We start from the raw sequence: 24,717 nt of genomic DNA, 5'->3' as shown, positions 1-24,717 counted from the left end.
CGGGATGCTCCCTGCAAATCAGTCCTAGACGCATAGGAGTCTCGAAACCAGGTTTCTTTGCAGATTCATCCCTGCTCAACAAAAATTTATCGTAGAAACCCGGTTTCTTTAACCCTTGCTTTTATTAGACCTCTTGCAAAAATAGCTGGGCCGGAGATCCCGTCCGAAAATTTGCTTAAAAGGACTTTTGCAAAAAGTCTATTGCTTCTTCCCTCTTTTCTCTTCCCTCTTCTTATTCCTTCTTCCTTCTTCCTGCGGCAATAAGCCTCCAAATGACAATTTCCAATTCTCAGAATTGCCTTTAGGTGCGTTGTGAGTTACTCTATCTTTTGGATCAGTTAACACAATTATAGGAGTTAATCTTGGAACGGACTTTTTTAGCGATTAAGCCCGACGGCGTACAACGCGGACTCGTCGGCGAAATTATCGGTCGTTTTGAAGCCAAGGGCTTTAAGCTAGTTGGTATGAAGCTAATGACGGCGAGTCGCGAACTAGCGGAACAACATTATGATGTTCACAAAGAAAAACCCTTCTTTGCTGGATTGGTAAACTTTATCACTTCAGGCCCTGTTGTGGCGATGGTGTGGGAAGGCGACGGCGTTGTGGCATCGGCGAGAAAAATCATTGGTGCTACAAATCCTCTGAATGCAGAACCTGCGACAATTCGGGGAGATTTTGCCGTGAATGTCGGCCGTAATCTCATTCACGGTTCTGATGCTGTCGAGACTGCCCGCTCGGAAATTAGCCTTTGGTTCAAGGAAGAAGAATTGAGTGCTTGGACACCTTGTTTAACTCCTTGGATTGTGGAATAGTTTTGATATTCTCCCGATGGTTAATCGGGAGATATAACCTTTCTCAGACAGATGAAATATCCTGTTGCGGACTCACTCATAACTGTAAAATATAGAAGAGTTTGACAGTTTTACTCGTTACCAAGCTATTTCTAGTAACGAGAATAAAAAACGTTAATCGGAACTTAAAAACTCCAAATAATTATTAGTCAATTCTTTGACTGCTAATTCGTAAAACTGTTGACCGTGTTCGGCGGTTGCTAAGCCCGGATTTGAACCCATTCTCCCGTCGGGAAATCGGCGACGGAAGTCAGCGGCACCGTAAATTTTGTGCCCGGAAGCGACTTCTTCCGAAAGCGGAGCTTGCTTGATTGCTTCTGGATAAAGGTACTGGGTTAAGGCGATTTCGCTGGGGGTGGCGTGGGAGCCTTCTTGGTTTCCGTACAATTCTTTTGCTAGTTTGTAGACTGATCCGCACATAAACCAGTTGCCGATTTGACACTGGATTCGATCGGCATTCGGTAAATTCAAGTCAGACAAATGGGCGTATGTCTCGGAAAATGCTGCTTTCATCGTGGCAATGTTGCCGCCGTGACCGTTGATGAAGAAATATTTCTCAAATCCCGCTTTTGCCAAAGATGTGATGTAATCCCGGATTACCAGTATCAGCGTCTGCGGTCGGAAACTGATTGTGCCGGGAAAGCTGGTGTGGTGCAAGGCCATCCCGACATTAATTGTCGGGCCGATTAAGGCATTGGCAGCTTCGCCGACACCGTGGGCGATCGCCTTGGCAGCAATGGCGTCAGTGCCGATCAAGCCGGTGGGCCCGTGCTGTTCGGTGGAGCCGATCGGGATAATTATGCCTCGCGAGCTTTCGAGATAAGCTTCTACTTCGGGCCAGGTACTCAAATGCAGCAACATGATAGGCAGTCTACAGAATTTTTACTTGCTATCGTCGATCGTAGCCGGCACGGGAAGAATAAGGAATTTGGAGCAACTTATTATTGTATTCTTAAAAAAAGCTCTTAAAGTGCGATCGCTACTTTACTGTTATATTACTTAACGTTAATAATTTAACCAATTGATTACCAAAATTTTACCTTTTAATAACCTTTTAACAGTAGTATAACAAGCATATCCCTCTAGATTGGGTGTTACGTGGTCAATTAACAGCGGGCAATGTTTTATGAAATTAACACCGACCCCGAAAAATGACCAGACTTCTGTGGCCTGGACGCAGGCAGACAGCGCGGTTCCGGCAACTGCTCTACGGCTGTATTCCTTACACGAGCAAGTAGCAAAGGTCGAGCGCGTGTCTGTGGGATGGACTGGCGAAGGATTCTAAGCGATCGAACTTTTTGGCGATCGTACAAGCGATCGCAGCGCGAGAGTGCCTCAGCTACTGAAGAAGGTACCTCGCGCTAGCCACATACAAACATCACTCCCACTTATATTTATGTCTTCTGCTGAATTAAGCGAAAGTCCTTCAAGGTTGGCTGTTGGACAAGCCGGCCGTATCTTGTTATTGGAAGGTGAAGATCTGTTGCGGGAAATGCTAGCTTTAGCCCTTAAAGAACAGGGCTATGAGGTGGTGGTTACTAGCGACGGGCGCAACGCGCTGCCTTCTGTACAGGCTGCTTCGTCATACCACGGTGAATTTGCCTTCAACCTGTTAATTATGGATTCAATTAACGGTTTGGATCTGTGTCGAATGTTACGGCATCAAGGAAATCCCGTCCCTATTTTGATTATCGGTGCTAGAGGAAGTGCCAACAATTGCGCTTTTTACCTAGAAGCCGGATCGGATGATTATCTGACTAAGCCTTTTGGAATGCGGGAGTTTATCGCTCGCTGTCGGGCGCTGATGCGACGCCAGCGCCTCGGTCAGTTGCGACAACCGATGATGCTGCAATATAAGAGCATAACTCTGTATCCTGAAGAGTGCCGCGTGTTGGTTCGTGGTCTGGAAGTGAAATTTTCTCCTAAACAGTTTCGCTTACTAGAACTATTTATGAGTTATCCCCGGCGAGTTTGGTCTCGCGATCAGTTGCTGGAAAAAATTTGGGGTCAAGATTTTATCGGAGACAGCAAAACAGTTGACGTTCACATCCGCTGGCTGCGCGAAAAGTTGGAAATAGATCCGGGCCAACCGGAATATATCATTACAGTACGCGGGTTTGGCTATCGATTTGGTTAAATTATTAAATCAGTTGTAGGGTGGTAAATTGCAGTCGAATAGACAAATAAGGACACAACATTTTTGTGTCCTTATTTGTCTATGGAGGGGGGGCAATACAATAGCTTGGAGGTGCAAGCAGTAGAGCTATTCCAGCGACTGTTGCCGTTTTCTTTTACTCGCTCGCGATCGGTATAAACTCACATATTGCAGCATTTTCAAGAACAGGCAAGATGCCTGTTCCACAAATAGTGAATTTTCTTTCTTGTGGAACAGGCATCTTGCCTGTTGCTGATGCAAAATGCCTGTTCCACAAATAGTGAATTTTCTTTCTTGTGGAACAGGCATCTTGCCTGTTCATAAAAAGCTTATTGAGAATGCTGCAACATCTCAGCATAAATCAAAACTCCCCTGTCCACTCCCAACAATCAAGTTTAGAGCAATCTCCTGGAACCGCAACAGCCGCCACCATATCTGAACTGGGAATTAATTCAATTAAAGACCATCTCGATGCTTCTTCGGGGTTTTCTTCAACATTTAACAGCGCTGCAGGTTCTCCTGGTGCGAAGCTGACATCAAACTGATTCAGGGGAATAGAAAGTCCTTTACCAACTGCTTTGATATAGGCTTCTTTGCGAGTCCAGCAGGTGAAAAAAGCGCGGGGTTGGAGATGTTCTGGGAGCGAACGCAACACAGAATATTCTAAGGGTGAAAAAAACTTTTCAGCAATCTCCTGACAAGGAAAGTTGGGATTTATTCCTTCAATATCGACACCAATATCTCGATTTTTGGTAATCGCAATTAGAGCCATGTTTCCTGAGTGAGACAAATTGAAACGCAGCGTATTTCCACCTTGGGCGGCGATGAGAGAGGGTTTGCCGTAGGGATTGTAGTCAAAGCGCAAAATGTGAGGATTTATGTTAAGATAGCGACTCAGAATCGCTCTGAGTGCGCCACGACTCACAATAAATTGCGATCGACCTTTGGGAAAGTGAAAACCCTCGGCTTTTGTCCGCTCGTCGGTAGAGAGAGTCTGTTGTAAACTCTGCAAGCAAGATTCTGTTTGAGTCAGAGACACGCGCCAAACATGAATTTCGCCCAGATCCAATATCAGGTTTTGCGGTGGGGACTTCCACGAATCAAAAGCAGCAATCATGTATTTATCTTTTTTTCTGAGTCACCTCATTCAGCATTCCCAGAAACAGGCAAGATGCCTGTTCTACTTTTGTTCTACTTTGAGAAACAGGCAAGATGCCTGTTCTACTTTGAGAAACAGGCAAGATGCCTGTTCTACTTTGAGAAACAGGCAAGATGCCTGTTCTACAATAGATAAATTTCAATCCCAAGAATCAATTAATCCAGGTTTGTACAACTTTTCCTGCTAATTGCTGTCCCAACCAAGGCGTATTTGCCGATCGCGACTTCAGACTTTGCCCGTCAACAGTCCAACTCATTTGCGGGTCGAACAAAATTAGCTCAGCAGAGACTCCCGGTGCAACCGTGGCGGGGGTTTGTCCGATACAAACGGCCGGCCGGGTACTCAAAACTCGCCACAGTTCCAAAGCTGAAAATTCGCCCGTTTCTACGAGTCCGTGCCACAGCAAAGGCAAAGCTAATTCCAAGCCGATCGCCCCGGGCGGACTATCAGCAAAAGCCACAGTTTTCTCCTCATAAGTATGCGGGTTGTGGTCGATCGCGATCGCATCAATTACGCCATCTTTCACAGCTTGAATCAACGCTAATTGATCGCTGAGATTGCCCAACGGCGGTTCTAGGCGTAAATTCGGATCGTAGGGCAACGAAGCAGTCAGAGCATTTTTCCCGCCGGAATCTTGAGAGTTTCCTGAAATTGCCCCGACATTCAACAGCAAGTGCATCCAAGTCACACTCGCAGTCACCGGCAAACCCCGCGCCTTCGCATCTCGAATCAATTCCACGCTGCGCGCCGTAGAAACGCGCATAATGTGAACCGGAGTTCCCGCAGATGCCACCAACTCCAGGATTGCCGCCAAAGCCGAAGTTTCTGCACTCGCCGGAATTCCAGGCAAACCCAAGCGCACCGACACCGCACCCTCCCGCGCCGCCCCGTTTCCTGCCAAAGTTCGATCGCACGGCCACAAAGCCACCGACTTGCCCAAAGGCTTGATATACTCCAGCAAACGCCTCACCAGAGCCGGATTAGACAGCGGCGAACCGTCCGCAAAACCCACCACTGCACAGGAGGCCAGCTCGCCCAACTCGGCCATCTGCTGCCCTTTAACGCCCGCTGTCAGCGCGCCCCAAAAATACAAGCGGGGCAGCCCCGGCCGCAAATTGCGGATATGTTGCTGCAACAAAGCTAAACCGGCCAAATTGTCAACAGGTGGCGAAGTATCCGGCAAAATCGCCACTCGCGTAAAACCCCCAGCCGCCGCAGCCTGCATCAAAGATTCCAGCGTTTCCCGATCCTCGAAACCCGGTTCTCCGCTGTGGCTGTAGATATCAGTTAGCCCCGGCCCCAAAATCAGTCCCTGGCAATCCCGCACTTCTGTGTCAGCGGGAAACTCAGCAATTTTTTCCTCAACTGCTTTGATATTACCTTCAGCAATCAGAATATCAGCGATGCGATCGCTCCCTGAAACTGGATCTAGCACTCGTACATTTTGTAGCAGTTCGCGGCTCATATAGCAGAAGGAAGTTCGGCAACGGATTATGTAACGGATGTAACGGATGTAACGGATGTAAAGGATAGAAAGAAGAAGGAAGAAGGAAGAAGCAATCCAGCGCATTAGTTTCAGGAATTAAGAACTTCCAAAGCGTCGGGCGCGGTTGTTATCAAAATTCAAACATTTTTCAGGCGGGCGAAGCGTAGCGGTGGGCGTTCCTTCCGCTACGGGTTCGCGATCGGCACTTTACTAATTAGAGTGCTCCGGCTGCTGTTTTGTCAAAAACGCCGCCGCTCAAATGAGTTGTGACATTCATCGCTTGTAATACTGGCAAACCATCGGGGCCGTGGGGATAATCAATCACGCTAACGGCTCCGTTTCCTTGTTTGAATTTCCAGAAATGTTCGGGTTCTAAACCGAATAGGTGGCAGAGAATTGCTTTGTTAATGGCGTCGTGAGCAACGACAATGCCAGTACCTGAAACAGATTGTACGATTTCTCGCCAAGCTGCGATCGCCCGATCCCAAACTTGCTGCAAATTCTCTCCTTCGGGCATTTGCACTGTTTCAGGAGATGTTTTCCATTCTTCTAGCAAACCGGGATAGGATTGTTCGATTTCTGATTCAAACTTTCCTTCCCAAAGTCCGTGGCTAATTTCTCTCAATTCGTCGCGGAGTTCTAGTTGCAAACCGCCGTGATGTTGGAGAATAATTTCCGCTGTTTCTTTCGGGCGCAGCATCGAACTGCTAATCGCAAAATCTAATTTTACATTCTTGAGAAATTCTGCTGCCCGCCGGGATTGTTCGCGGCCGTTATCGTTGAGAGGTACGTCTATTTGCCCCTGAAATTTACCTGCTTTATTCCAGTCGGTTTCGCCGTGACGCACCAGCAACAAGCGGGGGCCTTGGTGTCCGTCCCTCGGTTTGGGAAAATTTTCCCCGGTATGGGAAGTTAAATTCACTGACTCTAATTGAACTGGAACTTTCTTTTTTGGCTCTCCTGGCTCGTCGTTGGTAACAGGGGAAGTTCCAAAATTAATTACGCTAATTCCGCAATTTGACTGTTGGATTGATTGATAGTAATCTGGGGTAATTTCTGAGGCTGTGGCGATGAGAGCGCGGTTGATTCCGTTGTGACCTACTACTAGAATTGTGCCGTCTTGGTGACGCGATAAAAGTTCTTGCCAAAAATGACGGGCGTTAGCAAAAACGGCTAATACGGGAAAGTGTTCGATTTCTCCGTCAGCAGATGGCAGTTTCATGGAAAATTTGTCGGGCTGTCTTTGCCACTGCTGATATGCTTCGGGGAATTTGTCTATAGCATCTTGCCGCAGCATTCCTTCCCACAGAGGCAAATCGATTTCCATCAAATTATCAGTTGGCTGGAGTTGTGGCGGATTTGTCAAGCGCGACAGGATGATTTCCGCTGTTTCTTTGGCTCGTTGCAGGGGACTGGTATAGGCGGCATCAAAGGCGATACTGCTGAGTGTGTCGCCTACTTGCAGGGCGGCGCTGCGGCCTGCTTCTGTCAAAATTGATTTATCGAGGCGGCCTTGGATGCGGCGTTCTTGATTGTATGTGCTTTTGCCGTGACGGACTAAGATAATGCGAGTCATTCGATTTTAGATTTTAGATTTTAGATTTTAGATTTAGCCTGTTACTGCGCTTCGGGTGCGGGGTGCACGCCTTACCCAGTATTCGGGTGCGAGGCGAGTCAAAAAGATGAGCCAGTGAAATTTTACCAGTTGTCGGGATACTCTCGTCTGCAACGACCTATGATTAAAGACGGAAAAGATTTAGCCACGGATTCGCGCGGGACGGAAAAGCAGGAATGACACTGAAGCGGGTTATTTTAGGTATTTTAACGGCGATCGCGATCGCCCTGGTCGGTTTATCTTTACTTGCTAGTTGGAATCAGCCGCAAATTCAAAGCCGGCTGGAACTCTACCAGACAAATTTGCTGCTGCACGCCTCGGAGTGGCAAGGAGAAAATAATCAGAGTGCTAATTTAAGTTCGGCGCGCAACAATATTGTCGGTGCAGATCCTTTAAATACGGCTTTGACGCAATATCAAGAAGCGCGAGACTCGACTCGCAAAACTCTCGAAACATCTCAAGCACAAGTTAAAGAAATTCAGTCGGCAATTGCCTCTAAGTCTGAGGATAATACTCTGAATTTGGCTCAAAATAAGGCGGCGTCCGAGTCGATCAAGCAACAGTCAGTGCTGCTAAACGAACTTGACTTGCGATTGGGAATTTTGCAGGCAAGCAGTGGTAAAACTGAGGCGGCGATCCAAACTTGGAAAAATTTAGTTGAGCGGTACAACACTCAAATTGATTACGATCCTGCGGCGGTAACTGCTAAAGTTTTAACTGGAATTTGGAGCAATCCGGCTCAACTTCTGCCGGATGCCGAGCAGAACATTCAAAAGTCTTTGGATGGCTGGTTTCGCTATCGCGCTCTCGCTCAACTTTACAAGCTGCAAGAACGTTCTAAAGAGCTGGTGGCGCTGCAAGCAGCAGAGCAAGTAACAGCCCAGCAAGCTGTAGAAAAGTTGGCAATTATTGTCGGCGTTCCGGCTATTTCGCTTTGTATTGGTACGGTTTTGCTGGTTGGTTTGAGCCTGCAGTGGCTGTTGCAGCGGCAGCAGTTAGATACAGCAGGTTCCGGCCCGGTGTTGGCGCGAAATGCAAGCTTGACTTGGGATGTGCCTTGGGATGGCGAGATTGTTTGGCAGGTGCTGGTGGTCGGCTTTTTCTTTGTCGGGCAAATCTTGATTCCCTATTTGCTGCTGCCTGTTTCTCTGGCTGTTTTAAAACTGAATCCTGCTACTTTTGACCCGCGCGAGAAGGCTTTTTATATCTTTGCTACTTATTTGTTGCTGTCGGCGGGGGGGCTTTCGGTACTGTATTTTTCGGTGAAGTCTTTTTTGCCTTTGCCTGATGGTTGGTTTCGGATTAATTTGCGGGGAAATTGGTTTTTGTGGGGTTTTGGCGGCTATTTTGCGGCTTTGCCTTTGGTGGTTTTGGTGTCGCTGATCAATCAGCAGTTATGGCAGGGACAAGGTGGCAGTAATCCGATTTTGCCGATCGTTCTCGAAGGTAGGGATAACGTGGCTTTGGCGGTGTTTTTCGGCACTGCTGCGATCGCGGCTCCGGTTTTTGAGGAAATTGTGTTTCGGGGCTTTCTACTACCTTCTCTGACTCGCTATTTGCCTGTTTGGGGGGCGATCGCAGCTTCTGCTTTCTTGTTTGCTGTGGCTCACTTGAGTGTGTCTGAGATTCTGCCTTTGGCGACTTTGGGTGCGGTTTTGGGGTTTGTGTACACGCGATCGCGAAATCTCCTTGCTCCTATGCTTCTCCACAGTCTTTGGAATAGCGGTACTCTCTTGAGTCTGTTTCTTTTGGGCGGCGGCGCGAGTTAATTGGGGCGGTTGTTAATAATTGTGAATTAACCGAGTTTTTTTGACAGTTTTCGTGCGGGCGATCGACTCTTGCCAAAAACAGCAGTAGGCTGTTCGCTGCGCCCCTGATATCTAGGCCGGTACAATAACCGGAACTCCCATAGGGGCGGGTTCACATTAATCTGTAATATTAGCCACAGATCCAGATAGACCCGCCCCGGTTCCTTACTTTAGCGGAAAAACAGGGTTTAAGATGGAAGTAATATCTTGTCGGCTGTTGATTGAGAGACTCACGCGGGCGATCGCACCCAGCGGAAGTTGACAATCCGGCTAATTTATAGCTAAATTTTAATTTAGGATGAGGCTTAAACCCATGAGCAATTTGAACAGCCGCAACTTAGAGGGAACGCCGAGTTGGATGCGTTTCGCACCCTACGCAGCCTTGGGTCTGTTAATATTTTCTTTCAATTCAGGCAGCGAACTCAATTATTTCTTGAGAGGCTACTTGGTCATTATACAAGCTCAAGCCGGTATTGTTCTGCTGTATTTTGCGATGTCTAAGTTTCGCAAAAACCCAAATAAATGAGTAAAAATTAGTAACATTACTTAGCTCGATCGTTCAAGGTCGTGCATTCAAAGTCGATGGCGGAAGTTAAAATAAAAAACTGGGGAAAGTAAAAATGGTAAAAGATAAAACCGTAGCAGTTCTGTTAGCTTTCTTTGTAGGAGGTTTCGGAATTCACAAATTTTATTTGGGCAATAACTTAGCAGGGGTATTATACTTGCTATTTTCTGGGACATTAATTCCGTTCGTGATCGCATTTTTCGATTTTCTGGGACTGCTGCTGATGTCGGAACAAGCTTTTCAGGTTCAGTACAATGGCGGCACGTTGCCGTCGGGCTATGTCCTCAGAGCGGCAAAAGATGTAACCGGGGCGATCGGCGAATTGAAAAAACTTTACGATATGGGCGCAATTACCGCCGAAGAATATGAGGAAAAACGCCAAAAACTGTTGCGAGAATTGTAATTAAGAAGGAAGTTCGGCAACGGATTATGTAACGGATGTAACGGATGTAACGGATGTAACGGATGCAACGGATGCAACGGATGTCAGTCCGATGGAAGAAGGTAGAAGAAAGCCCACTATTAAAAAAGTGGGAGTGAAATAAGTAAGTGTGAGATCACAACTATTATTTAAGGATAAAATTAAAGTGTCTCAAGATTTATACTGGCTACGTCAAACTCCAAATTGGGTGTGGTATTCTTTTATTCCCTACTTCGGCGGATTGGCGATCGCCTATGCCGGCCAAAAATCAAATATTCGTAGTTGGATGGGATGGGGTGTTGGCATTACTTTAGCAGCACTCGCGGTATCTTCTTCAACTAATTTGGGTACGATCGTGTGGATTGCTCAAATTGTTACTGCTTTTAGTTTGAAAAAGCGCTATCTCATCAAAACCGCACCCAGAGGTTTACTGGTTCCGGCGAGTGCGACGAATGCCGAAGAATTGGCAAACGTGCGCGGCAAAATAGATATTAATGAGTGTACCAAAGACGATATGGTCAGAATCTTGGGTTTGCCGATCGTCTACGCCAACGATATTGAATCTCTGCAAAACGAAGGCTACATTTTTACCTACGCCGAAGAGTTATCAGAAATAGCAGGAGTTCCCGAAAGTCACGTCAGACGCATCGCCCCGATGATTTGCTTCAGCTACAATTATCAAAAAGAATCGCAGTTTACTTGGAAACGGTTAAATATTCTTTCGCCGGAAGAGTTAATCGCCAGCGGTTTAGATCGATATGTTGCGGAAAAAATAGTTAGAGAAAGGCAGAGAAAAGGCGCTTACAAATCAGTTGTCGAAGTCAAGCGGCGGACGGGACTGCCTTTTGATTCATACCGCCATATTTGTTGATTTACAGTTGTTAAGTAAGTCCAAAGCAAAAAAAACAAACAATAATATGCGATCGAACCTTGTAGGGCCGGGTTAGACCAACAATAATTGCCTAAAACTAATCATCTCGTAAACCCGCCCCGGCCCAACTAAAAAGTATTATGACGACAAAATTAGAAGTAGAACGACAAAAATTGTATGATACAGATTACCTGAGATGGATTGAAACTACTGTGGAAAAGTTGCGGGATCGCGACTATTCAAACATCGACTGGGAAAATCTGATTGCAGAAATAGAAGACATGGGGCGAAGTGAACGCCGGAGTTTAGAGAGTAATCTGGTGGTAATTCTCCTGCACTTGCTTAAGTGGCAATTTCAACCGGATCAAAGAAGCGGTAGTTGGAAAGGCAGCATTGCCGAACATCGCAGACGCATTCGCAAAGCTATCAAAGATTCCCCCAGTCTCAAACCATATCTTGAAGAGGTATTGACTGAATGCTATGCGGATGCAGCAGAACAAGCAATTGCTGAAACTGGATTGCCTGTAGAAACGTTTCCGCAATTATGTATCTACACTTGGGTCGAGGTTCTAGATTCTGAATTTTTGCCAGATTTTCTGGCAGATGAGATGATTCAAGGGTAGTATGGCAAAAAACTCGATCGCCTCCTGGTAATTGACATTCAATGCACCGGCTGGCAAAAATCTCCCCAAGCAGGCGGGCCCAGCAAAATTATTAAAAAAAGTATTTATCCTCTTGACATTTACACAGAATAATGATATTAAAATAAGTTGATGAAACCCGTACTTTTCCCTAGCATTAACTCCAAGACGGGGTAAGTTTTCAAGACGATGCCTTAAATATCAGTGGTATCCTATCAGAATTATTATTGAAACGCAGAACGACACAATAGTAGCAGTACCGCTAACATCACACTTATGTCTGACTCTCCTCCCTCCCCAATCTCCCCAGAATCTGCACCGGAAAGTGCTGCTACCGAAAACCGCAGTTCCAAAACTCGGCAACTGTTGGGCATGAAAGGGGCCGCTAGCGGGGAAACTTCCATCTGGAAGATTCGCTTGCAATTGATGAAACCGATTACCTGGATTCCCCTGATTTGGGGCGTGGTGTGCGGGGCGGCCTCTTCTGGAAACTATGTTTGGAATCTAGAGAATTTCTCGATCGCAGCAGCTTGTATGTTGATGTCAGGGCCGTTGCTGACCGGGTACACTCAAACTTTGAACGATTTTTACGATCGCGAAATCGACGCCATTAACGAGCCCTACCGTCCGATTCCCTCCGGTATCATCTCGATTCCCCAAGTAGTAACGCAAATTTTGGTATTATTAGGCGCTGGCATTGGGGTGGCTTATGCTCTAGACTTGTGGGCGGGTCATGAATTCCCGATAATGACTGTTTTGACTCTCGGCGGCGCGTTTCTAGCTTATATCTACTCTGCGCCCCCGCTGAAACTCAAGCAGAATGGCTGGTTGGGAAATTATGCCCTGGGTGCTAGCTACATTGCCCTGCCTTGGTGGGCGGGTCAAGCTTTGTTTGGTACACTAGATCCGACCATTATGATCTTGACCCTGTTTTACAGTTTGGCTGGGCTGGGAATTGCGATCGTCAATGATTTCAAAAGTGTTGAGGGCGATCGGCAATTAGGGTTAAAATCTTTACCAGTGATGTTTGGCATCAGCACCGCAGCTTGGATTTGCGTTTTGATGATCGACATCTTTCAAGCTGGGATTGCAGGCTATCTGATCAGCATCCACCAAAACCTTTACGCTGTCATTCTGCTGCTGCTGATAATTCCCCAAATTACTTTTCAGGATATGTACTTTTTGCGTAATCCCCTGGAAAATGATGTTAAATATCAGGCAAGTGCTCAGCCTTTCCTGGTTTTGGGTATGCTGGTAGCAGCCTTGGCACTAGGTCATGCGAATTAAGCAGAGTTTTGAGTTTTGAGTTAAAAAATTTTGAATTAAAAAAATCTAATTCACTTCTCAAAAAAATACCAAGTTCTGCAGCGTTAAGAAAAGTTTTGAATTTTGAGTTTTGAATTAAAAACTTTTTAATTCAAAAAAACTAATTCAAGGCAGCGTGTTATTCAAGAAAAAATGTCGAATTAAAAATTAAGAATTGAAGAAGGCTAGCTTTTTTAATTTTTAATTTTTAATCGGACTTGATGAGGTTTGAAGGTCTGATCGTGGCAGAATTTTTCTCAAATATCAAAGATACATTGAGCAAAGTCACTAACGCAATAAGCGGTAATTCCGATCGAGAACCGCCGAAGGCAGCGAAGGGCAATAAGCTCAACTCGCCGGAATCCGAGGCGGAATTTTCTACACGGACAAGGGATGAGCGCTCCGAGTATGTGGTATCAGAAGATGCTGCATCTCTAGAAGAGTCAGAATATTTAGACTCAGAATATTTAGACTCAGAATATTTAGAGTCAGAATATTTAGAGCCAGAATACGCTCGATATCCAATAGTCAAACGCAATTGGCAAGGGTTGAAGCGCTTAATTGCTTGGTTGGAAATTGAACCTCAAGTTACCAGCTTGCAAACCAAGGGAAAAGAATTGTTGGGGCCGGGATTAAGTTTGCTGGGAACTAAATCACCCCAAAAATCCGATAGTAGCGAATTGCCGGAAAATAGCGAATCGCAGAACACCCAACTGCAGAGACATACGGAACTACAGGAAATTAGCACACCGCAGGAAAATAGCGCACCGCAGGAAAAAACTAAAAAACGGATCTCCCGCCGCCCTAGATTTTGGATAAGTTTAGGTGTGGTAAGTATAGGCGGGGGCGCTTTAATCTACGGTTTATGGATTTTGTACACCTTAGACAAAGGTTTGCCAGATGTTAACGATTTGTCAGCGTTTAACCGCGACGGAACGCTGACAATTAAGGCAGCAGATAATACGATTTTGTTGCAGTCGGGGCCTGCAACTAGAGATAAACTGAAACTTAAAGAAATTCCCGAACTCTTGGTTCAAGCTTTTATTGCCATAGAAGACCGCCGTTTTTATCAACATCGCGGGGTGGATTATCAAGGTATTGTGCGATCGATTGTTTCTAATTTGATCGCGCGAGATTTAGTGCAGGGCGGCAGTACAATTACGCAACAATTGGCTCGCGTTGTTTTTCTCAATCAGGAAAGAAGTATTAGGCGGAAAGTTCGAGAAGCTCTTTTAGCTCAAAAAATAGAGCGGGAGTTGAGTAAAGAGCAAGTTTTAGAAAGATATTTAAATCTGGTTTATTTGGGTTCAGATGCCTACGGAGTGGCAGATGCAGCGTTGGTTTTCTTTAGCAAAACAGTCGATAAATTAACTTTGGCAGAGATGGCAACTTTAGCGGGTTTGCCCCCGGCACCGAGCGAATATTCGCCTTTGGTTAATCCCGATATTGCTAAGCAACGCCGCAATCTTGTGCTGCAACAAATGCAGGAAGCGAAGGTAATTACAGAGGCTGAGGCGAAGGCGGCGATGGCGGAACCTATCGCCGTTAAACCAAGTCCGCCGAAGCGATTTAAAGTGGTCGCGCCTTATTTTGCTAGTTACATTCGGAAGGAATTGCCACGCTATGTTTCTCAGGATGCTTTGGAAGCTGGCGGTTTGACTGTTGAGACGACGGTGGATTTGAAGTGGCAGAAAATAGCGGAAAAGGTGGTTAAAGATGCGATCGAAGTTGATGGCCGCCGTCAGGGTTTTGAACAGGCCGCTTTAGTTTCTATGGACACTAAGACTGGGGAAGTTAAGGCCCTGGTAGGAGGTGGAAATTTTAAGGAAAGTGAATTTAATCGCGCTACGCAGGCTTTGCGGCAGCCCGGATCGACGTTTAAAGGGTTGGTTTATGCCGCGGCGATGGCGGCTGGTTTTTCTCCCTATGACGGTTACGAAGACGAACCAATTATTATCGACGGCTATCAACCGAATAATTATGGCAAAAAATTTAGCGGTTGGCGATCGATCTCTGATGCTTTGACGCGTTCGGTGAATGTCGTAGCTGTGAAGGTGTTGATGGATGTGGGGTTTGAACCGGCGATCAAAGTAGCCAACGATATGGGAATTAAGTCGAAATTGAGTCCGATTTATTCCCTGGCTTTGGGATCTTCAGAGGTGAATTTGCTGGAGTTAACCAATGCTTACGGTACTTTAGCAGCGCAAGGGAATTTTATTGAAGCCCACGGAATTAAGCGGGTGATTAATCAGCGGGGAGATGTGATTTATCAGGCTAATTTTAAACCGAAGCGGGTTTTGGATAAGGATAGTGCTGCGATTACTACTTGGATGTTGGAGGGTGTTGTGCAAGACGGTACGGGGGGGCCTGCGGCTTTAAACGATCGCGCTGTAGCAGGCAAAACTGGTACTTCGGAAAATGTCCGGGATTTGTGGTTTATTGGTTACATTCCACAGGTTGTGACTGGAGTTTGGCTAGGAAATGATGATAATTATCCCACCTGGGGAACTAGCGGTACGGCGGCCTACAATTGGCGCGATTTTATGAGTCAAATTGTTAAGGGAATGCCGGTAGAGAAGTTTCCTAAGTTGCCGGAGTTGGAGGGCCGCAAAGGCAGTATTAAGGCTAAACCGGTGGAGCCTAAGAGGATTATTCGGGGAATGATTGTGAATGAGGATGGTGCGATCGTACCTTACAATCCCAATCCTCAACCCCGGTATCGCCAGTGGGAAGAGCCTGCTTATCAAGAGCCTGCTTATCAAGAGCCGGGATATTAAGCGGGTTTTACCAACAATTGCCACCCGTAGGGGCGGGTTTCACGAACAATAATCGCCTAAAACCAATAATCTCATAAACCCGCCCTCACCCAACGGCAAATTTCAATATACCTCTCCCATAATTATTGTGGAACAGGCATCCTGCCTGTTCAAAACTGGCTTTTCTGGAGATGTCTAATATCATGTCCGCTCGATTGACCATAATATCCCGGCCGGGCGGGTTTTTGAGATTGTCCATTATTGGCAGATATTATTGGTGAACCCGCCCCTACCTAATTTCGGGCGAAGCGAAGCGGAGGGAATCGACCGGACATGATATAATGTACAAAAAAATCTAATCTCGTTTGATCCGCACCATAAAAAAGCCGTCCATGTGATGTCTGTGCGGCCAAACTTTCACCCATCCTTCGGGTGATGGCTGTACTGGTAAATCAATTGTTGGCGGTTCGATTTGCCAGTGAGGATTGCTGTCTAAGAACGATCGAATAACTGTTTCATTTTCCAAGGGATGAATTGTGCAAGTTGCATACACTAATACGCCGCCGGACTTGACAAATGTCGCTGCATTTGCTAGCAATTCCGATTGCAGTTGAGATTGTTGTTGAATGTTTTCGGGCGTGTGGCGCCAGCGGGCGTCGGCGCGGCGGTGGAGGGTTCCGAGGCCGGAACAAGGTGCGTCTAGTAAAACTCTGTCTGCGAGGTTAACAAACTCTGGGAAATGGCGGCTGTCTCCGGTATGAATTTTAATGGATTTCATCTGGAGTCTGTCTGCATTTTCTTTAAGTTTTTTGAGTCTGCTGGCGGTTTTGTCGCAGGCATAAATAGTGCCTTCATCCTGCATTAATTCGGCGCTGTGGGTGGTTTTTCCCCCCGGCGCGGCGCAGGCGTCGATGATAGTTTCCCCTGGCTGGGGCGCTAGTAAATGGCTGACTAATTGAGCGCTGCTGTCTTGGATTGTCCACCAACCTTCGCTGTATCCGGGGAGGTTTTGAATTGCGCCGATGCTGCCATTTAGTCTTAATGCTTGTGGCAAGTTGGGGATTCTGCTAACCCTAATGTTGTGGGATTTGAAGGCCGCTTCGATTTGGGCGATCGAGCTTTTTAAGGGATTGATTCTCAGGTCAATTGTGGGGGATTGGTTGAACCATTCACAGAGTTGTTCGGTTTCGGTTTCGCCTATTTGTTCGATCCACAATTCTATTAGCCATTCGGGGAAGCTGTGCAAAATTCCTAGGCGTTCAACGGGTGATTTATAATTGGTAACTGTTAATGGGTTTAAGTCGTTATCTGTTAAACGGATGTATTGGCGCAACAAACCGTTGACAAAACTGCTGAGTCCTGAAAATCCGTTTTCTTTTGCTAGTTGAACGGTGGTGTTGACGGCGGCGGAGGGGGGAATCTGGTTGAGATATTCGAGTTGATATAACCCTAAATGTAAGATTGTGCGGAGTTCGGGCGGTTGTTGGGAGGATTTCTTTGTCGCTAGTTTGTCGATGATGAAGTCGATCGATCGCATTCTCCTGACGCTACCGTAAACTAATTCTGTGACTAAACGCCGATCGAGGTCGTTGAGTTGAGAATTGCTGAAAGCGCGATCGAGTGCGGCATCTGCGAATGCACCGCGGCGGTGGACTTCGCGGAGTGCGAGAAAAGCTATTTGGCGGGGATTTTGCATGGTTAAGATATGGAGACCTAGAAACCGGGTTTTTTACGATAATACTTCGTTACAGCCCGCAGATTCGGTGAAAAACCCGGTTTCTGACCACCCGTGCGTCCAGGACTCTAAAAGTTTCAAATTTCCTCTGGATTTATCCCCATTTCTCGGAGTTTTTCTGAAAGGCGATCGGCTTTTTGCTGTACTAACTCTTTCTCCTCTCGTTCTTGTTCCATTTGTCTTGATAACTCCACATAAGACAAAAACTTGAGTCCATCGGGACGATAAATTTCTAAATCTCCCGATGCAGTTTCAAAACGTGTCTGCAAACGCGGACTTACCCAACCCTCCATTGATTCAATATAGTTGAGTTCTCCGTCACTTCGCACCCAACCCATTAACTCATTATCCTTTAAATCGTAGAAATAACATTCTTCAACCCCATAATTATCGTAAAACTTAAAAAGCTTAAATATTGTTCCCATGCGGTTGCCAGGGGAAATGATTTCAAAGACAACTTGCGGCGCAATATTATCTTCAAGCCACTGTTGGTAGGAACCTCTGTAACCTTTCGGTCTGCCAAACACTACCATAGTATCAGGTGCTTGGCAAGTTTTGTTATCTCCTTCGACAGGATACCACAGCAAATCACCTGCTACAAAGACATTTTCGTGGTCTTTGAATAAGGCATCTATTCCGCCTTGAATTTTTACTATTAATTGGAACTGTTTGGTGTTGTCAGACATGGGTTTTCCGTCGCTGTCTGGGTAGATGATTTCTGGCAAAGTTTGAGAGGGAATTGTTGTTGTCATGGGGATGACTCCATTGCTAGTAGCATCAATTTCTATTTTAGATCGATTTTATAGGACTTACCCAGGGGGCCCAGAAACCGGGTTTTTCACGAAAAGACTTCGTTGCAATCGGCAGATTAGGTAAAAAACCCGGTTTCTTTGTCGGAGTGCGTAAGTCCTGTTTTACTTATTCGGGTTTTGTTGACACCCATGGTTCTAATACAGCGGCTTCCAGGTTTATAAAGTACACCCCAGAAACCGGGTTTCTTCTGGATTTCTCGCCAGAAACCGGTTTTATTCAAGAAACCCGGTTTCTCTGTACTTCACTTACCTGGAAAGTGCTGTAAATTGCGTTCTTCTATGAGAAGTTCTAGCAAAACTCGTCTGTCGCCCTTTGTTTTCTTAGGAACGCGAATTAAATAACTTACAATTTTAATTGTTATTGTGGGATGGGCGTCCCGCCCGTCCAAAAAGGATGGGCGTCCCGCCCATCCCAATTTCAAGAGTGGAAGTTATTTAATTCTCATTCCTTATAGCGGACAAACGATCGCTATTTTTGATCGACAATTACCCCCTCGGAGTTATCTCCTAGCAGCTTTTCTTGAAGAAGCTCGGTCTACGAAAGGACAAATATACCTAGAAATTATTGATAAAATTGAATGTAGCAAAATATGAGGGATGTAAAAGTAACTGAAGTGACTGGCAATTGTATAGATGCTGAACTTTATACCGACCGTATTGTAATTACAGAACTATGGCCCACAGGTGAAGAAGATGCAGAACCAGAAAGCACGGAGATCCTTTTGACAGAAGCAAAAAGGCTACTGCGGGAGTGGTAAGCAATTTTGAATCTGTGGTGTGAACAGCAGGCACAATAAATCATTAATCAGCAGATTAAGTGGTTCTCAGGCTCTGCCGGGGAACCGATATCACTCTTGAAGAGCCTCGCAAGTCATAGACTCGCGGGAGGCAGAGCCTCCAAATCTGCGTCCCCCGGCAGAGCCGGGGAACAAAAAAAATATAAAAAATCTACTTTAAGATTTGTTACAATACACAAAACTTCATACTTTCCCCAACACTGGATGACCTTTTTCAACGCCTCCGAACCCCTAATCCGCTGCAAACAGGAACATCTCGACGTACAAGACATCGAAGGCCTGTTGCAACTCCGCTGGCAAATTGGAAATATTACTCTTTTCTCAGGATTTTATACCCGCATCGACCAAACTTTTCTGCTTTGGGGTTTGGTGACAGGGGGGATTTTTTTTACGGCTCAGTTTTTCCCCCTCAGTTGGAGCTTTCAGGCGATTTTGTGGTCAACTTTGACTCTAATTGGCACTGCGGTAATGGCCGTTTTGACTTTGTTTTGGGTAAGAGTCGAGCGTGTTAGCTGGATTCTTTACTCTTGGGCGATTTTGATGATAACTGGTTTGGTTCTGACGGATTGCAGTATTTTTGCCGGTTGGGGAGGTTTGTTACTGCACCTTTGCGATTTGTGGTTGGGATTGAGCGCGATCGGCTATTTGTTGACGGGACTCGGTTTGCGATCGCGCACTTTTCTCCTGATTGGACTAACTCATTTATTTAGCATCCCTCTATTAACTTTTGTTGCACCTTGGCAATATCTAACCACAGGCATAATTATGGCCGGCTGTTTGTTGTTATTGTCCGAATTGCAGTGGGATATGCGATCGCCGATCGACAATAGTTTGCTAAGCGCAGAACAGAAAGAATTTAATAGAATTCAACAGCAACTGCGACAGAGTGGCGCGATGGTATCCAAATAAATCACAAATGTAAAGAATTCTGAACGAGTGCTGACACTTTCCACAAATCGTACACAATAGTAAAGATACAGCATCAATAAAAAACAAAGTTTAACCAGAACAGGTGTTTTGCTGTTTTACCTGTGAATCGCCAACTTTAGGGGAACGGTGTCCGGGAGGCGACGGGCTAACAATGCTGTACTTGCGACGAAAAAAGTTAATTCCGGTTGAGAGTAGTTGTTAAAACAAAAAAAGTGGTGCAGGGTTTTTACCGTTTCCCCTGCTTCGCAGTCTCTGAGGAGAGGCTAAACCCTCTACTAGAACAGCCCGACGAGATTGACACAAGTTTTGACAGTTGCTCATGCCGATTTATGAGTTCAGTGTTTAAGAAAATTGAGGAAATGCTCGCTGACGAGCATTGCAGGACTTAGGATTAAATAAGTCCTGCTTTAGTTTGGGAAATTTAAGTTCTGTTTTACTCTGACGTGCGTTTTCGCAATATTTCCCTTACTTCCATTAAAATCTGGCCCAACATATTTTTGCCGCTGCCATCTTTACCGCAACCCCAATAGTAATCAACTGGGGAATTTTCGACTATTTCCTCATCCGCTGTAGCGAGTAAAATTTCTCTAATTTCGGCATGAGTTTCAAATTTTCGGAGTACGGCTTTTCGCATGATATCATCTTTTACTTTTTCCCAATCTTTACGGAGGGGACGAGAGCGATCGCGCCCCATTTTTGCGGCATCTTTCGGCGTTTTTGCTTGGCGAATTTGGTCGCAATGAGCCGTTTTGGGAAACTTTTGTGCTTGAAAATAATGCTCGGTAGTTGGCCAATATTCTCCGTCTAACTCGAATCCATGACTGGAAAAATTAGAAAAACAGCCGTATTCGCTGGCAGTGGTGTAGAAGTATATAGCCATAAAGTCTGCGATTTCAATTTCGTTAATAATCTTGGTTTATAGTCAGTTTTACCTCTGTGGATTATCCACTATCTTCAACCGCAAATCAATAGTTTCAAGATAGGAACCGATGTAAGACAGCAGGGCATAGATAAATACTATCACCCCTACCATTTCCAAAATTTCCTCAACAGAAGCCAACAAACCGTAGATCAAGTTTCGCTGGCCAACCGCATCTGCATAATAGCCACAAACCATTTCCATGCCAAGTGCTCCACCGACATATATACTGCCTGCCAGTAAAAATAAATCCCTTGTTTTTCGGGGTAGGTGCCGGAGAAACTTGAGATAAGCCAGCGCAGTAACCGCAACAAAAATCGCCCCCGGAATTACCCAAATGAAGTAAAAAATGCCCCCTAAATCCAGTGCTTTTCGCAAGTCGTTAATAATTAATATTTCGTGCAAACTCAAGATTTCATCTAAAGAAAAAAATACAAAGATGAACGCCAGCGCTTTCCAGTGTCCAAAATACCGATCGCCCTCCTTCTTCTTAGCACTAGCAATAATACCTAGCAAAATCGCGCAAAACAGCAAAGTAAATGACGAGTACCACGAAGGATAATTTATTTCTCTGTCTAAGTTAAACAAACTAATCCAGCGTTCTTGATAGTTGAAACCGTACCGCAGAACTTGTACGATGCAACCAGCAACAGCAAAGAAGAGCACCCAAATGCTGAGAGAGAAAGCAACTCTCTTCGGCGAAACAGAAATAATGAATTTCATCAAATTTTTGATAAACTAGAACAAGCAAAATCAAACTATAAAGTAAAAAGTAAAAAATGGCAATAGCGGCGCAATCCGTCCCCTCGGATTTTTATCTACAAAAAATTACCAATCACTGACAATGCACGTTCAAATTGAAACTTTCACTGTCCGCAAGCGGTTTGCCCTTACCATCAGCCGCGGTACAACAACCCAAAGTACGAATTTATGGGTAAAATTAGCACACGAAGGCATCGAAGGTTGGGGAGAAGCATCGCCTTTTTCCACAGGTTCTCGGCCCCAAACTACCGAAATTCTGCTAGCTGCATTGCAGGAAGTTGCACCGCTGCTAGAAAAGTTTACTCCGTTCGATCGCCAAAAAATCGAACAAGTATTAACAGAGGTCAACTTACCCTCAGCCGCCCGCGCCGGCATCGACATGGCAATGCACGACTGGCTGGGCAAAAAAGCAGGCTTGCCGCTGTGGAAAATGTGGGGATTAGATCGATCGCGCATCGTCCCCACCTCCGTCACAATCGGCATTAATTCGCCGAGGAGTGCAAGAGAAAGAGTGCGCGATTGGTTTGGTAAAGATGCGACAGATCCAGCAAGCATCAAATACCGCGCCGTTAAGGTTAAATTAGGAAATCCCGCAGGAATCGAAGCCGACAAAGCTATGTTAATAGCAGTGCTAGAGGAAGCACCAGCTAACCTTAAAATCAGTGTAGATGCTAACGGCGGTTGGAGTTTGAGCAGCGCGATCGAAATGTGTCGTTGGCTGGAAAAATACCAGATAAATTATGTCGAACAGCCGCTTTCACCTGTCGCAGATATGGAGGAATTCTCAGAACTGTACCGTCAATCGCCCCTGCCAATTTTTGCTGATGAAAGTTGCTTTAATAGTTCCGATATACCCAAGCTAGCGCACTGCGTTCACGGCATCAATATCAAAATGATGAAGTCAGGCGGATTGACTGAAGCAATGCGGATGATTCACACAGCCAAAGCCTGCAATTTGCAAGTAATGTTCGGCTGCTATTCAGATAGCGCGATCGCAAATACAGCAGCAGCACAACTTTCACCGCTAGCTGACTATTTGGATTTGGACAGTCACTTAAATTTATTAGACGATCCTTTCACCGGTGCGATCGTCGAAAATGGGTGTTTGTTGCCAAACGGGCGATCGGGATTGGGAGTGCAGCGAATGAAGATTGTAGAATAGAAGTATCGCTCAAGATAAATCTGGAGATAGTATGATACCAGTAGAATCAATAGGACAGGGAATTGATAGAGAAGCCAAACTTTTTTTTGAAGAACATAAACCACCGACTGATTTAATTTTTGATGATGGTGCAGAAATGGAAAGCAACCGCCACCGTATAGCAATGACCGTTTTAATCCGTTCCGTAGAACAAGGTTTAGCTAACCGGAACGATTTTTTTGTCGGTGGCAATATGTTTATTTATTACAGCGCTAAACAGATTCGGAATCAGGATTTCCGAGGCCCGGATTTTTTTGCTGTGTTGGGTGTAGACAGCAATACTTCTCGACAAGGCTGGGTAGTTTGGGAAGAAAACGGACGTTACCCGGATGTCATTGTGGAACTGCTGTCGCCGTCAACGGCAAATCAGGATACAGGGAAAAAAAAGGATATTTACGAGCAGGTTTTTAGAACTCCTGATTACTTTGTTTTCGATCCTTTCGAGCCCAATTCTTTGCAAGGATGGCGTTTAGATTCCAACCTGCGCTATCAGCAGTTAGTACCCAACGAACAGGGTTGGCTGTGGTGCGAAACGTTAGGTTTTTGGTTGGGCACATGGGAAGGAATTGTCGATCGAGAAACTGCGACTTGGGTGCGTTTTTTCGATGAATCTGGCAATTTAGTTTTGTTGCCGGAGGAAGCCGCTCAACAACAAGCCGAAGCCGCTCAACAACAAGCGGAACAGGAACGCCAGCGAGCCTCGCGACTAGAGGCCAGATTGCGAGAATTGGGAGAAGATCCGAATGATCTTACCATGAACCCAAATCACAGCTAACACCCAATCGATTTTAGATTTTAGATTTTAGATTTTAGATTGAAGCTAAAATCTAAAATCGCCCGTCTCAAAAGTGAACCAATGACTAAAAATTATTCGATCAAAAATGGTAAAGTTGCAATCCTGCTGCACGAGGGAATTCTCGGCCATTCCGGCAAAACAGGTTTAGCATTTTTGCGCTACAGCGAAGCACAAACTGTAGCAGTAATAGACAGCCAATGTGCCGGACAATCTTTACCTGAATTAACTGGCATTCCTCAACAAGTACCGATAGTTGCTTCCGTTGCAGAAGCACTGCAATTTGCGCCGGATATTCTGTTAATTGGTATCGCTCCTTCCGGCGGTGTTTTGCCGGCAGAATGGCTGCCAGAAATTAATCAAGCGGTAGCAGCGGGTTTGTCCGTTGTCAACGGTTTGCACGCGAAACTTGCACCTTTGGTAACAGTTCCATTAACCGAAAATCAATGGATTTGGGACGTGCGTCAGGAACCGAAATCTGTCGGTGCGATCGCCTCTGCTGCTGCGGCTAAATTAAGTTGTCGCCGCGTATTAACTGTCGGCACAGATATGAGCGTTGGCAAAATGTCAACCAGTCTGGAACTCAATCGCACTTGCTTGCAGCGGGGTTTGCGTTCCAAATTTTTGGCAACCGGACAAACTGGTTTAATGATCGGAAATGAAGGCCTTCCTTTGGATGCAGTGCGAGTTGATTTCGCCGCTGGTGCTGTCGAACAAATGGCGATAAAATTGGGTTCTGAATGCGATATTCTGCACGTAGAAGGGCAAGGTTCGCTATTGCATCCCGGTTCGACGGCGACTCTGCCGCTGCTGCGGGGTTCGCAGCCAACTCACTTAATTTTAGCGCACAGAGCCGGACAAACTAGCATTCGCAATCACCCGCACGTATCGATTCCCAGGTTATCAAAAGTGGTGGAATTGTACGAAATGGTAGCTGCGGCTGCGGGTGCTTTTGCAGGGGGAAAAGTGAGCGCGATCGCCCTCAACACTCATCACTTAAATGAGGCAGATGCGCTGTTAGCAATAGCTGAAGTTCAAGCAGAAACGGGATTGCCTTGTACCGATCCGGTAAGGTTTGGCGCGGAGGTTTTGTGGGAGGCGATCGACAATTAGTATGCTACAATAAATTTCAATT

The 24,717-nt window shown here is 45.7% G+C and carries 24 protein-coding genes; 13 read left to right on the top strand and 11 right to left on the bottom strand.

What is annotated here, in order from left to right; genetic code table 11:
• Nucleotides 1–362 precede the first annotated feature (362 nt).
• Nucleotides 363–812 (top strand): nucleoside-diphosphate kinase, encoded by a 450-nt coding sequence (gene ndk, locus QUA88_RS03670; protein WP_333051572.1) that lies wholly within the window; start codon nucleotides 363–365, stop codon nucleotides 810–812.
• Between the two features lie 153 nt (nucleotides 813–965).
• Here ndk and QUA88_RS03665 read toward each other — a convergent pair whose 3' ends face one another.
• Nucleotides 966–1,712 (bottom strand): creatininase family protein, encoded by a 747-nt coding sequence (locus QUA88_RS03665; RefSeq protein ID WP_333051575.1) that lies wholly within the window; start codon nucleotides 1,710–1,712, stop codon nucleotides 966–968.
• Nucleotides 1,713–2,247: 535 nt separating this feature from the next.
• Between QUA88_RS03665 and QUA88_RS03660 the strand changes: the two genes are divergently transcribed.
• Complete coding sequence (locus QUA88_RS03660; RefSeq protein ID WP_333051578.1) at nucleotides 2,248–2,988, top strand: response regulator transcription factor; 741 nt, start codon at nucleotides 2,248–2,250, stop codon at nucleotides 2,986–2,988.
• Between the two features lie 126 nt (nucleotides 2,989–3,114).
• On the opposite strand, the gene QUA88_RS03655 is transcribed toward QUA88_RS03660, so the two are convergent.
• From QUA88_RS03655 to QUA88_RS03635, 5 genes are all read right to left on the bottom strand, one after another.
• On the bottom strand, nucleotides 3,115–3,315 hold the full coding sequence (locus QUA88_RS03655) for a hypothetical protein (protein WP_333231288.1): 201 nt from the start codon (nucleotides 3,313–3,315) through the stop codon (nucleotides 3,115–3,117).
• A 52-nt stretch (nucleotides 3,316–3,367) separates the two neighbouring features.
• Nucleotides 3,368–4,123: a 4'-phosphopantetheinyl transferase superfamily protein gene (locus QUA88_RS03650; protein WP_333231286.1), complete on the bottom strand. Its 756-nt coding sequence runs from the start codon at nucleotides 4,121–4,123 to the stop codon at nucleotides 3,368–3,370.
• Between the two features lie 4 nt (nucleotides 4,124–4,127).
• Entirely contained in the window at nucleotides 4,128–4,277 is a 150-nt protein-coding gene (locus QUA88_RS03645; protein WP_333231284.1) for a hypothetical protein, read from the bottom strand.
• 39 nt (nucleotides 4,278–4,316) lie between these two features.
• Entirely contained in the window at nucleotides 4,317–5,630 is a 1,314-nt protein-coding gene (locus QUA88_RS03640; RefSeq protein ID WP_333051584.1) for a dihydroorotase, read from the bottom strand.
• A gap of 235 nt (nucleotides 5,631–5,865) precedes the next feature.
• Nucleotides 5,866–7,227, bottom strand: a complete 1,362-nt coding sequence (locus QUA88_RS03635) for a histidine phosphatase family protein (RefSeq protein ID WP_333051587.1) — start codon at nucleotides 7,225–7,227, stop codon at nucleotides 5,866–5,868.
• A 215-nt stretch (nucleotides 7,228–7,442) separates the two neighbouring features.
• On the opposite strand from QUA88_RS03635, the gene QUA88_RS03630 reads away from it, so the two are divergent.
• From QUA88_RS03630 to QUA88_RS03600, 7 genes are all read left to right on the top strand, one after another.
• Nucleotides 7,443–9,035 (top strand): CPBP family glutamic-type intramembrane protease, encoded by a 1,593-nt coding sequence (locus QUA88_RS03630; RefSeq protein ID WP_333051590.1) that lies wholly within the window; start codon nucleotides 7,443–7,445, stop codon nucleotides 9,033–9,035.
• Between the two features lie 352 nt (nucleotides 9,036–9,387).
• Nucleotides 9,388–9,600 carry a hypothetical protein gene (locus QUA88_RS03625; protein ID WP_333051592.1) on the top strand — a complete coding sequence of 71 codons (213 nt, stop codon included), beginning with the start codon at nucleotides 9,388–9,390 and terminating at the stop codon, nucleotides 9,598–9,600.
• Between the two features lie 94 nt (nucleotides 9,601–9,694).
• Nucleotides 9,695–10,042, top strand: coding sequence for an NINE protein (locus QUA88_RS03620; protein WP_333035309.1), 348 nt, complete (start codon nucleotides 9,695–9,697; stop codon nucleotides 10,040–10,042).
• A gap of 184 nt (nucleotides 10,043–10,226) precedes the next feature.
• Complete coding sequence (locus tag QUA88_RS03615; RefSeq protein ID WP_333209923.1) at nucleotides 10,227–10,931, top strand: helix-hairpin-helix domain-containing protein; 705 nt, start codon at nucleotides 10,227–10,229, stop codon at nucleotides 10,929–10,931.
• Between the two features lie 140 nt (nucleotides 10,932–11,071).
• Nucleotides 11,072–11,554 (top strand): DUF29 domain-containing protein, encoded by a 483-nt coding sequence (locus QUA88_RS03610; protein ID WP_333051598.1) that lies wholly within the window; start codon nucleotides 11,072–11,074, stop codon nucleotides 11,552–11,554.
• A gap of 294 nt (nucleotides 11,555–11,848) precedes the next feature.
• Nucleotides 11,849–12,859, top strand: coding sequence for a chlorophyll synthase ChlG (gene chlG / locus QUA88_RS03605; RefSeq protein ID WP_333051601.1), 1,011 nt, complete (start codon nucleotides 11,849–11,851; stop codon nucleotides 12,857–12,859).
• 239 nt (nucleotides 12,860–13,098) lie between these two features.
• On the top strand, nucleotides 13,099–15,654 hold the full coding sequence (locus QUA88_RS03600) for a penicillin-binding protein 1A (RefSeq protein ID WP_333051603.1): 2,556 nt from the start codon (nucleotides 13,099–13,101) through the stop codon (nucleotides 15,652–15,654).
• 334 nt (nucleotides 15,655–15,988) lie between these two features.
• Here the strand turns inward: QUA88_RS03600 and QUA88_RS03595 are convergent, their stop codons facing one another.
• The 3 genes from QUA88_RS03595 to QUA88_RS03585 form a co-directional block, all read right to left on the bottom strand.
• Nucleotides 15,989–17,329 (bottom strand): 16S rRNA (cytosine(967)-C(5))-methyltransferase, encoded by a 1,341-nt coding sequence (locus tag QUA88_RS03595; protein ID WP_333051606.1) that lies wholly within the window; start codon nucleotides 17,327–17,329, stop codon nucleotides 15,989–15,991.
• 116 nt (nucleotides 17,330–17,445) lie between these two features.
• A complete protein-coding gene (locus tag QUA88_RS03590; RefSeq protein WP_333051608.1) occupies nucleotides 17,446–18,120 on the bottom strand; it encodes a Uma2 family endonuclease in 675 nt (224 codons plus the stop codon).
• Between the two features lie 302 nt (nucleotides 18,121–18,422).
• Entirely contained in the window at nucleotides 18,423–18,602 is a 180-nt protein-coding gene (locus tag QUA88_RS03585) for a hypothetical protein (RefSeq protein ID WP_333209917.1), read from the bottom strand.
• A 579-nt stretch (nucleotides 18,603–19,181) separates the two neighbouring features.
• Between QUA88_RS03585 and QUA88_RS03580 the strand changes: the two genes are divergently transcribed.
• Entirely contained in the window at nucleotides 19,182–19,886 is a 705-nt protein-coding gene (locus QUA88_RS03580; protein WP_333051610.1) for a hypothetical protein, read from the top strand.
• A 454-nt stretch (nucleotides 19,887–20,340) separates the two neighbouring features.
• Here QUA88_RS03580 and QUA88_RS03575 read toward each other — a convergent pair whose 3' ends face one another.
• Together QUA88_RS03575 and QUA88_RS03570 are read right to left on the bottom strand one after the other, a co-directional pair.
• Nucleotides 20,341–20,787 (bottom strand): NADAR family protein, encoded by a 447-nt coding sequence (locus QUA88_RS03575; RefSeq protein WP_333209916.1) that lies wholly within the window; start codon nucleotides 20,785–20,787, stop codon nucleotides 20,341–20,343.
• 48 nt (nucleotides 20,788–20,835) lie between these two features.
• The gene (locus QUA88_RS03570) at nucleotides 20,836–21,549 is read right to left on the bottom strand and encodes a hypothetical protein (protein ID WP_333051615.1); all 714 of its coding nucleotides are present in this window, start codon (nucleotides 21,547–21,549) and stop codon (nucleotides 20,836–20,838) included.
• A gap of 121 nt (nucleotides 21,550–21,670) precedes the next feature.
• Between QUA88_RS03570 and QUA88_RS03565 the strand changes: the two genes are divergently transcribed.
• The 3 genes from QUA88_RS03565 (at nucleotide 21,671) to QUA88_RS03555 (ending at nucleotide 24,695) form a co-directional block, all read left to right on the top strand.
• A complete protein-coding gene (locus QUA88_RS03565) occupies nucleotides 21,671–22,750 on the top strand; it encodes a dipeptide epimerase (protein ID WP_333261184.1) in 1,080 nt (359 codons plus the stop codon).
• Between the two features lie 31 nt (nucleotides 22,751–22,781).
• Nucleotides 22,782–23,564, top strand: a complete 783-nt coding sequence (locus tag QUA88_RS03560) for a Uma2 family endonuclease (RefSeq protein ID WP_333051621.1) — start codon at nucleotides 22,782–22,784, stop codon at nucleotides 23,562–23,564.
• A gap of 81 nt (nucleotides 23,565–23,645) precedes the next feature.
• The gene (locus QUA88_RS03555) at nucleotides 23,646–24,695 is read left to right on the top strand and encodes a DUF1611 domain-containing protein (RefSeq protein ID WP_333209912.1); all 1,050 of its coding nucleotides are present in this window, start codon (nucleotides 23,646–23,648) and stop codon (nucleotides 24,693–24,695) included.
• Nucleotides 24,696–24,717 lie beyond the last annotated feature (22 nt).

Origin of the sequence: Microcoleus sp. D3_18_C2, from assembly GCF_036702395.1 — a bacterium.
Lineage (GTDB): Bacteria > Cyanobacteriota > Cyanobacteriia > Cyanobacteriales > Microcoleaceae > Microcoleus.
The sequence above is the reverse complement of the archived record's forward strand: the minus strand, read 5'-3'. Positions and strand labels throughout refer to the sequence as shown.

Coding starts and splice junctions, on each gene's coding strand:
- QUA88_RS03665 (WP_333051575.1), bottom strand. CDS start 1,712: ATGTTGCTGCATTTGAGTACCTGGCCCGAAGTAGAAGCTTATCTCGAA.
- QUA88_RS03660 (WP_333051578.1), top strand. CDS start 2,248: ATGTCTTCTGCTGAATTAAGCGAAAGTCCTTCAAGGTTGGCTGTTGGA.
- QUA88_RS03655 (WP_333231288.1), bottom strand. CDS start 3,315: ATGCCTGTTCCACAAGAAAGAAAATTCACTATTTGTGGAACAGGCATT.
- QUA88_RS03650 (WP_333231286.1), bottom strand. CDS start 4,123: ATGATTGCTGCTTTTGATTCGTGGAAGTCCCCACCGCAAAACCTGATA.
- QUA88_RS03640 (WP_333051584.1), bottom strand. CDS start 5,630: ATGAGCCGCGAACTGCTACAAAATGTACGAGTGCTAGATCCAGTTTCA.
- QUA88_RS03635 (WP_333051587.1), bottom strand. CDS start 7,227: ATGACTCGCATTATCTTAGTCCGTCACGGCAAAAGCACATACAATCAA.
- QUA88_RS03630 (WP_333051590.1), top strand. CDS start 7,443: ATGACACTGAAGCGGGTTATTTTAGGTATTTTAACGGCGATCGCGATC.
- QUA88_RS03625 (WP_333051592.1), top strand. CDS start 9,388: ATGAGCAATTTGAACAGCCGCAACTTAGAGGGAACGCCGAGTTGGATG.
- QUA88_RS03620 (WP_333035309.1), top strand. CDS start 9,695: ATGGTAAAAGATAAAACCGTAGCAGTTCTGTTAGCTTTCTTTGTAGGA.
- QUA88_RS03610 (WP_333051598.1), top strand. CDS start 11,072: ATGACGACAAAATTAGAAGTAGAACGACAAAAATTGTATGATACAGAT.
- chlG (WP_333051601.1), top strand. CDS start 11,849: ATGTCTGACTCTCCTCCCTCCCCAATCTCCCCAGAATCTGCACCGGAA.
- QUA88_RS03600 (WP_333051603.1), top strand. CDS start 13,099: ATGAGGTTTGAAGGTCTGATCGTGGCAGAATTTTTCTCAAATATCAAA.
- QUA88_RS03595 (WP_333051606.1), bottom strand. CDS start 17,329: ATGCAAAATCCCCGCCAAATAGCTTTTCTCGCACTCCGCGAAGTCCAC.
- QUA88_RS03590 (WP_333051608.1), bottom strand. CDS start 18,120: ATGACAACAACAATTCCCTCTCAAACTTTGCCAGAAATCATCTACCCA.
- QUA88_RS03580 (WP_333051610.1), top strand. CDS start 19,182: ATGACCTTTTTCAACGCCTCCGAACCCCTAATCCGCTGCAAACAGGAA.
- QUA88_RS03575 (WP_333209916.1), bottom strand. CDS start 20,787: ATGGCTATATACTTCTACACCACTGCCAGCGAATACGGCTGTTTTTCT.
- QUA88_RS03570 (WP_333051615.1), bottom strand. CDS start 21,549: ATGAAATTCATTATTTCTGTTTCGCCGAAGAGAGTTGCTTTCTCTCTC.
- QUA88_RS03565 (WP_333261184.1), top strand. CDS start 21,671: ATGCACGTTCAAATTGAAACTTTCACTGTCCGCAAGCGGTTTGCCCTT.
- QUA88_RS03560 (WP_333051621.1), top strand. CDS start 22,782: ATGATACCAGTAGAATCAATAGGACAGGGAATTGATAGAGAAGCCAAA.
- QUA88_RS03555 (WP_333209912.1), top strand. CDS start 23,646: ATGACTAAAAATTATTCGATCAAAAATGGTAAAGTTGCAATCCTGCTG.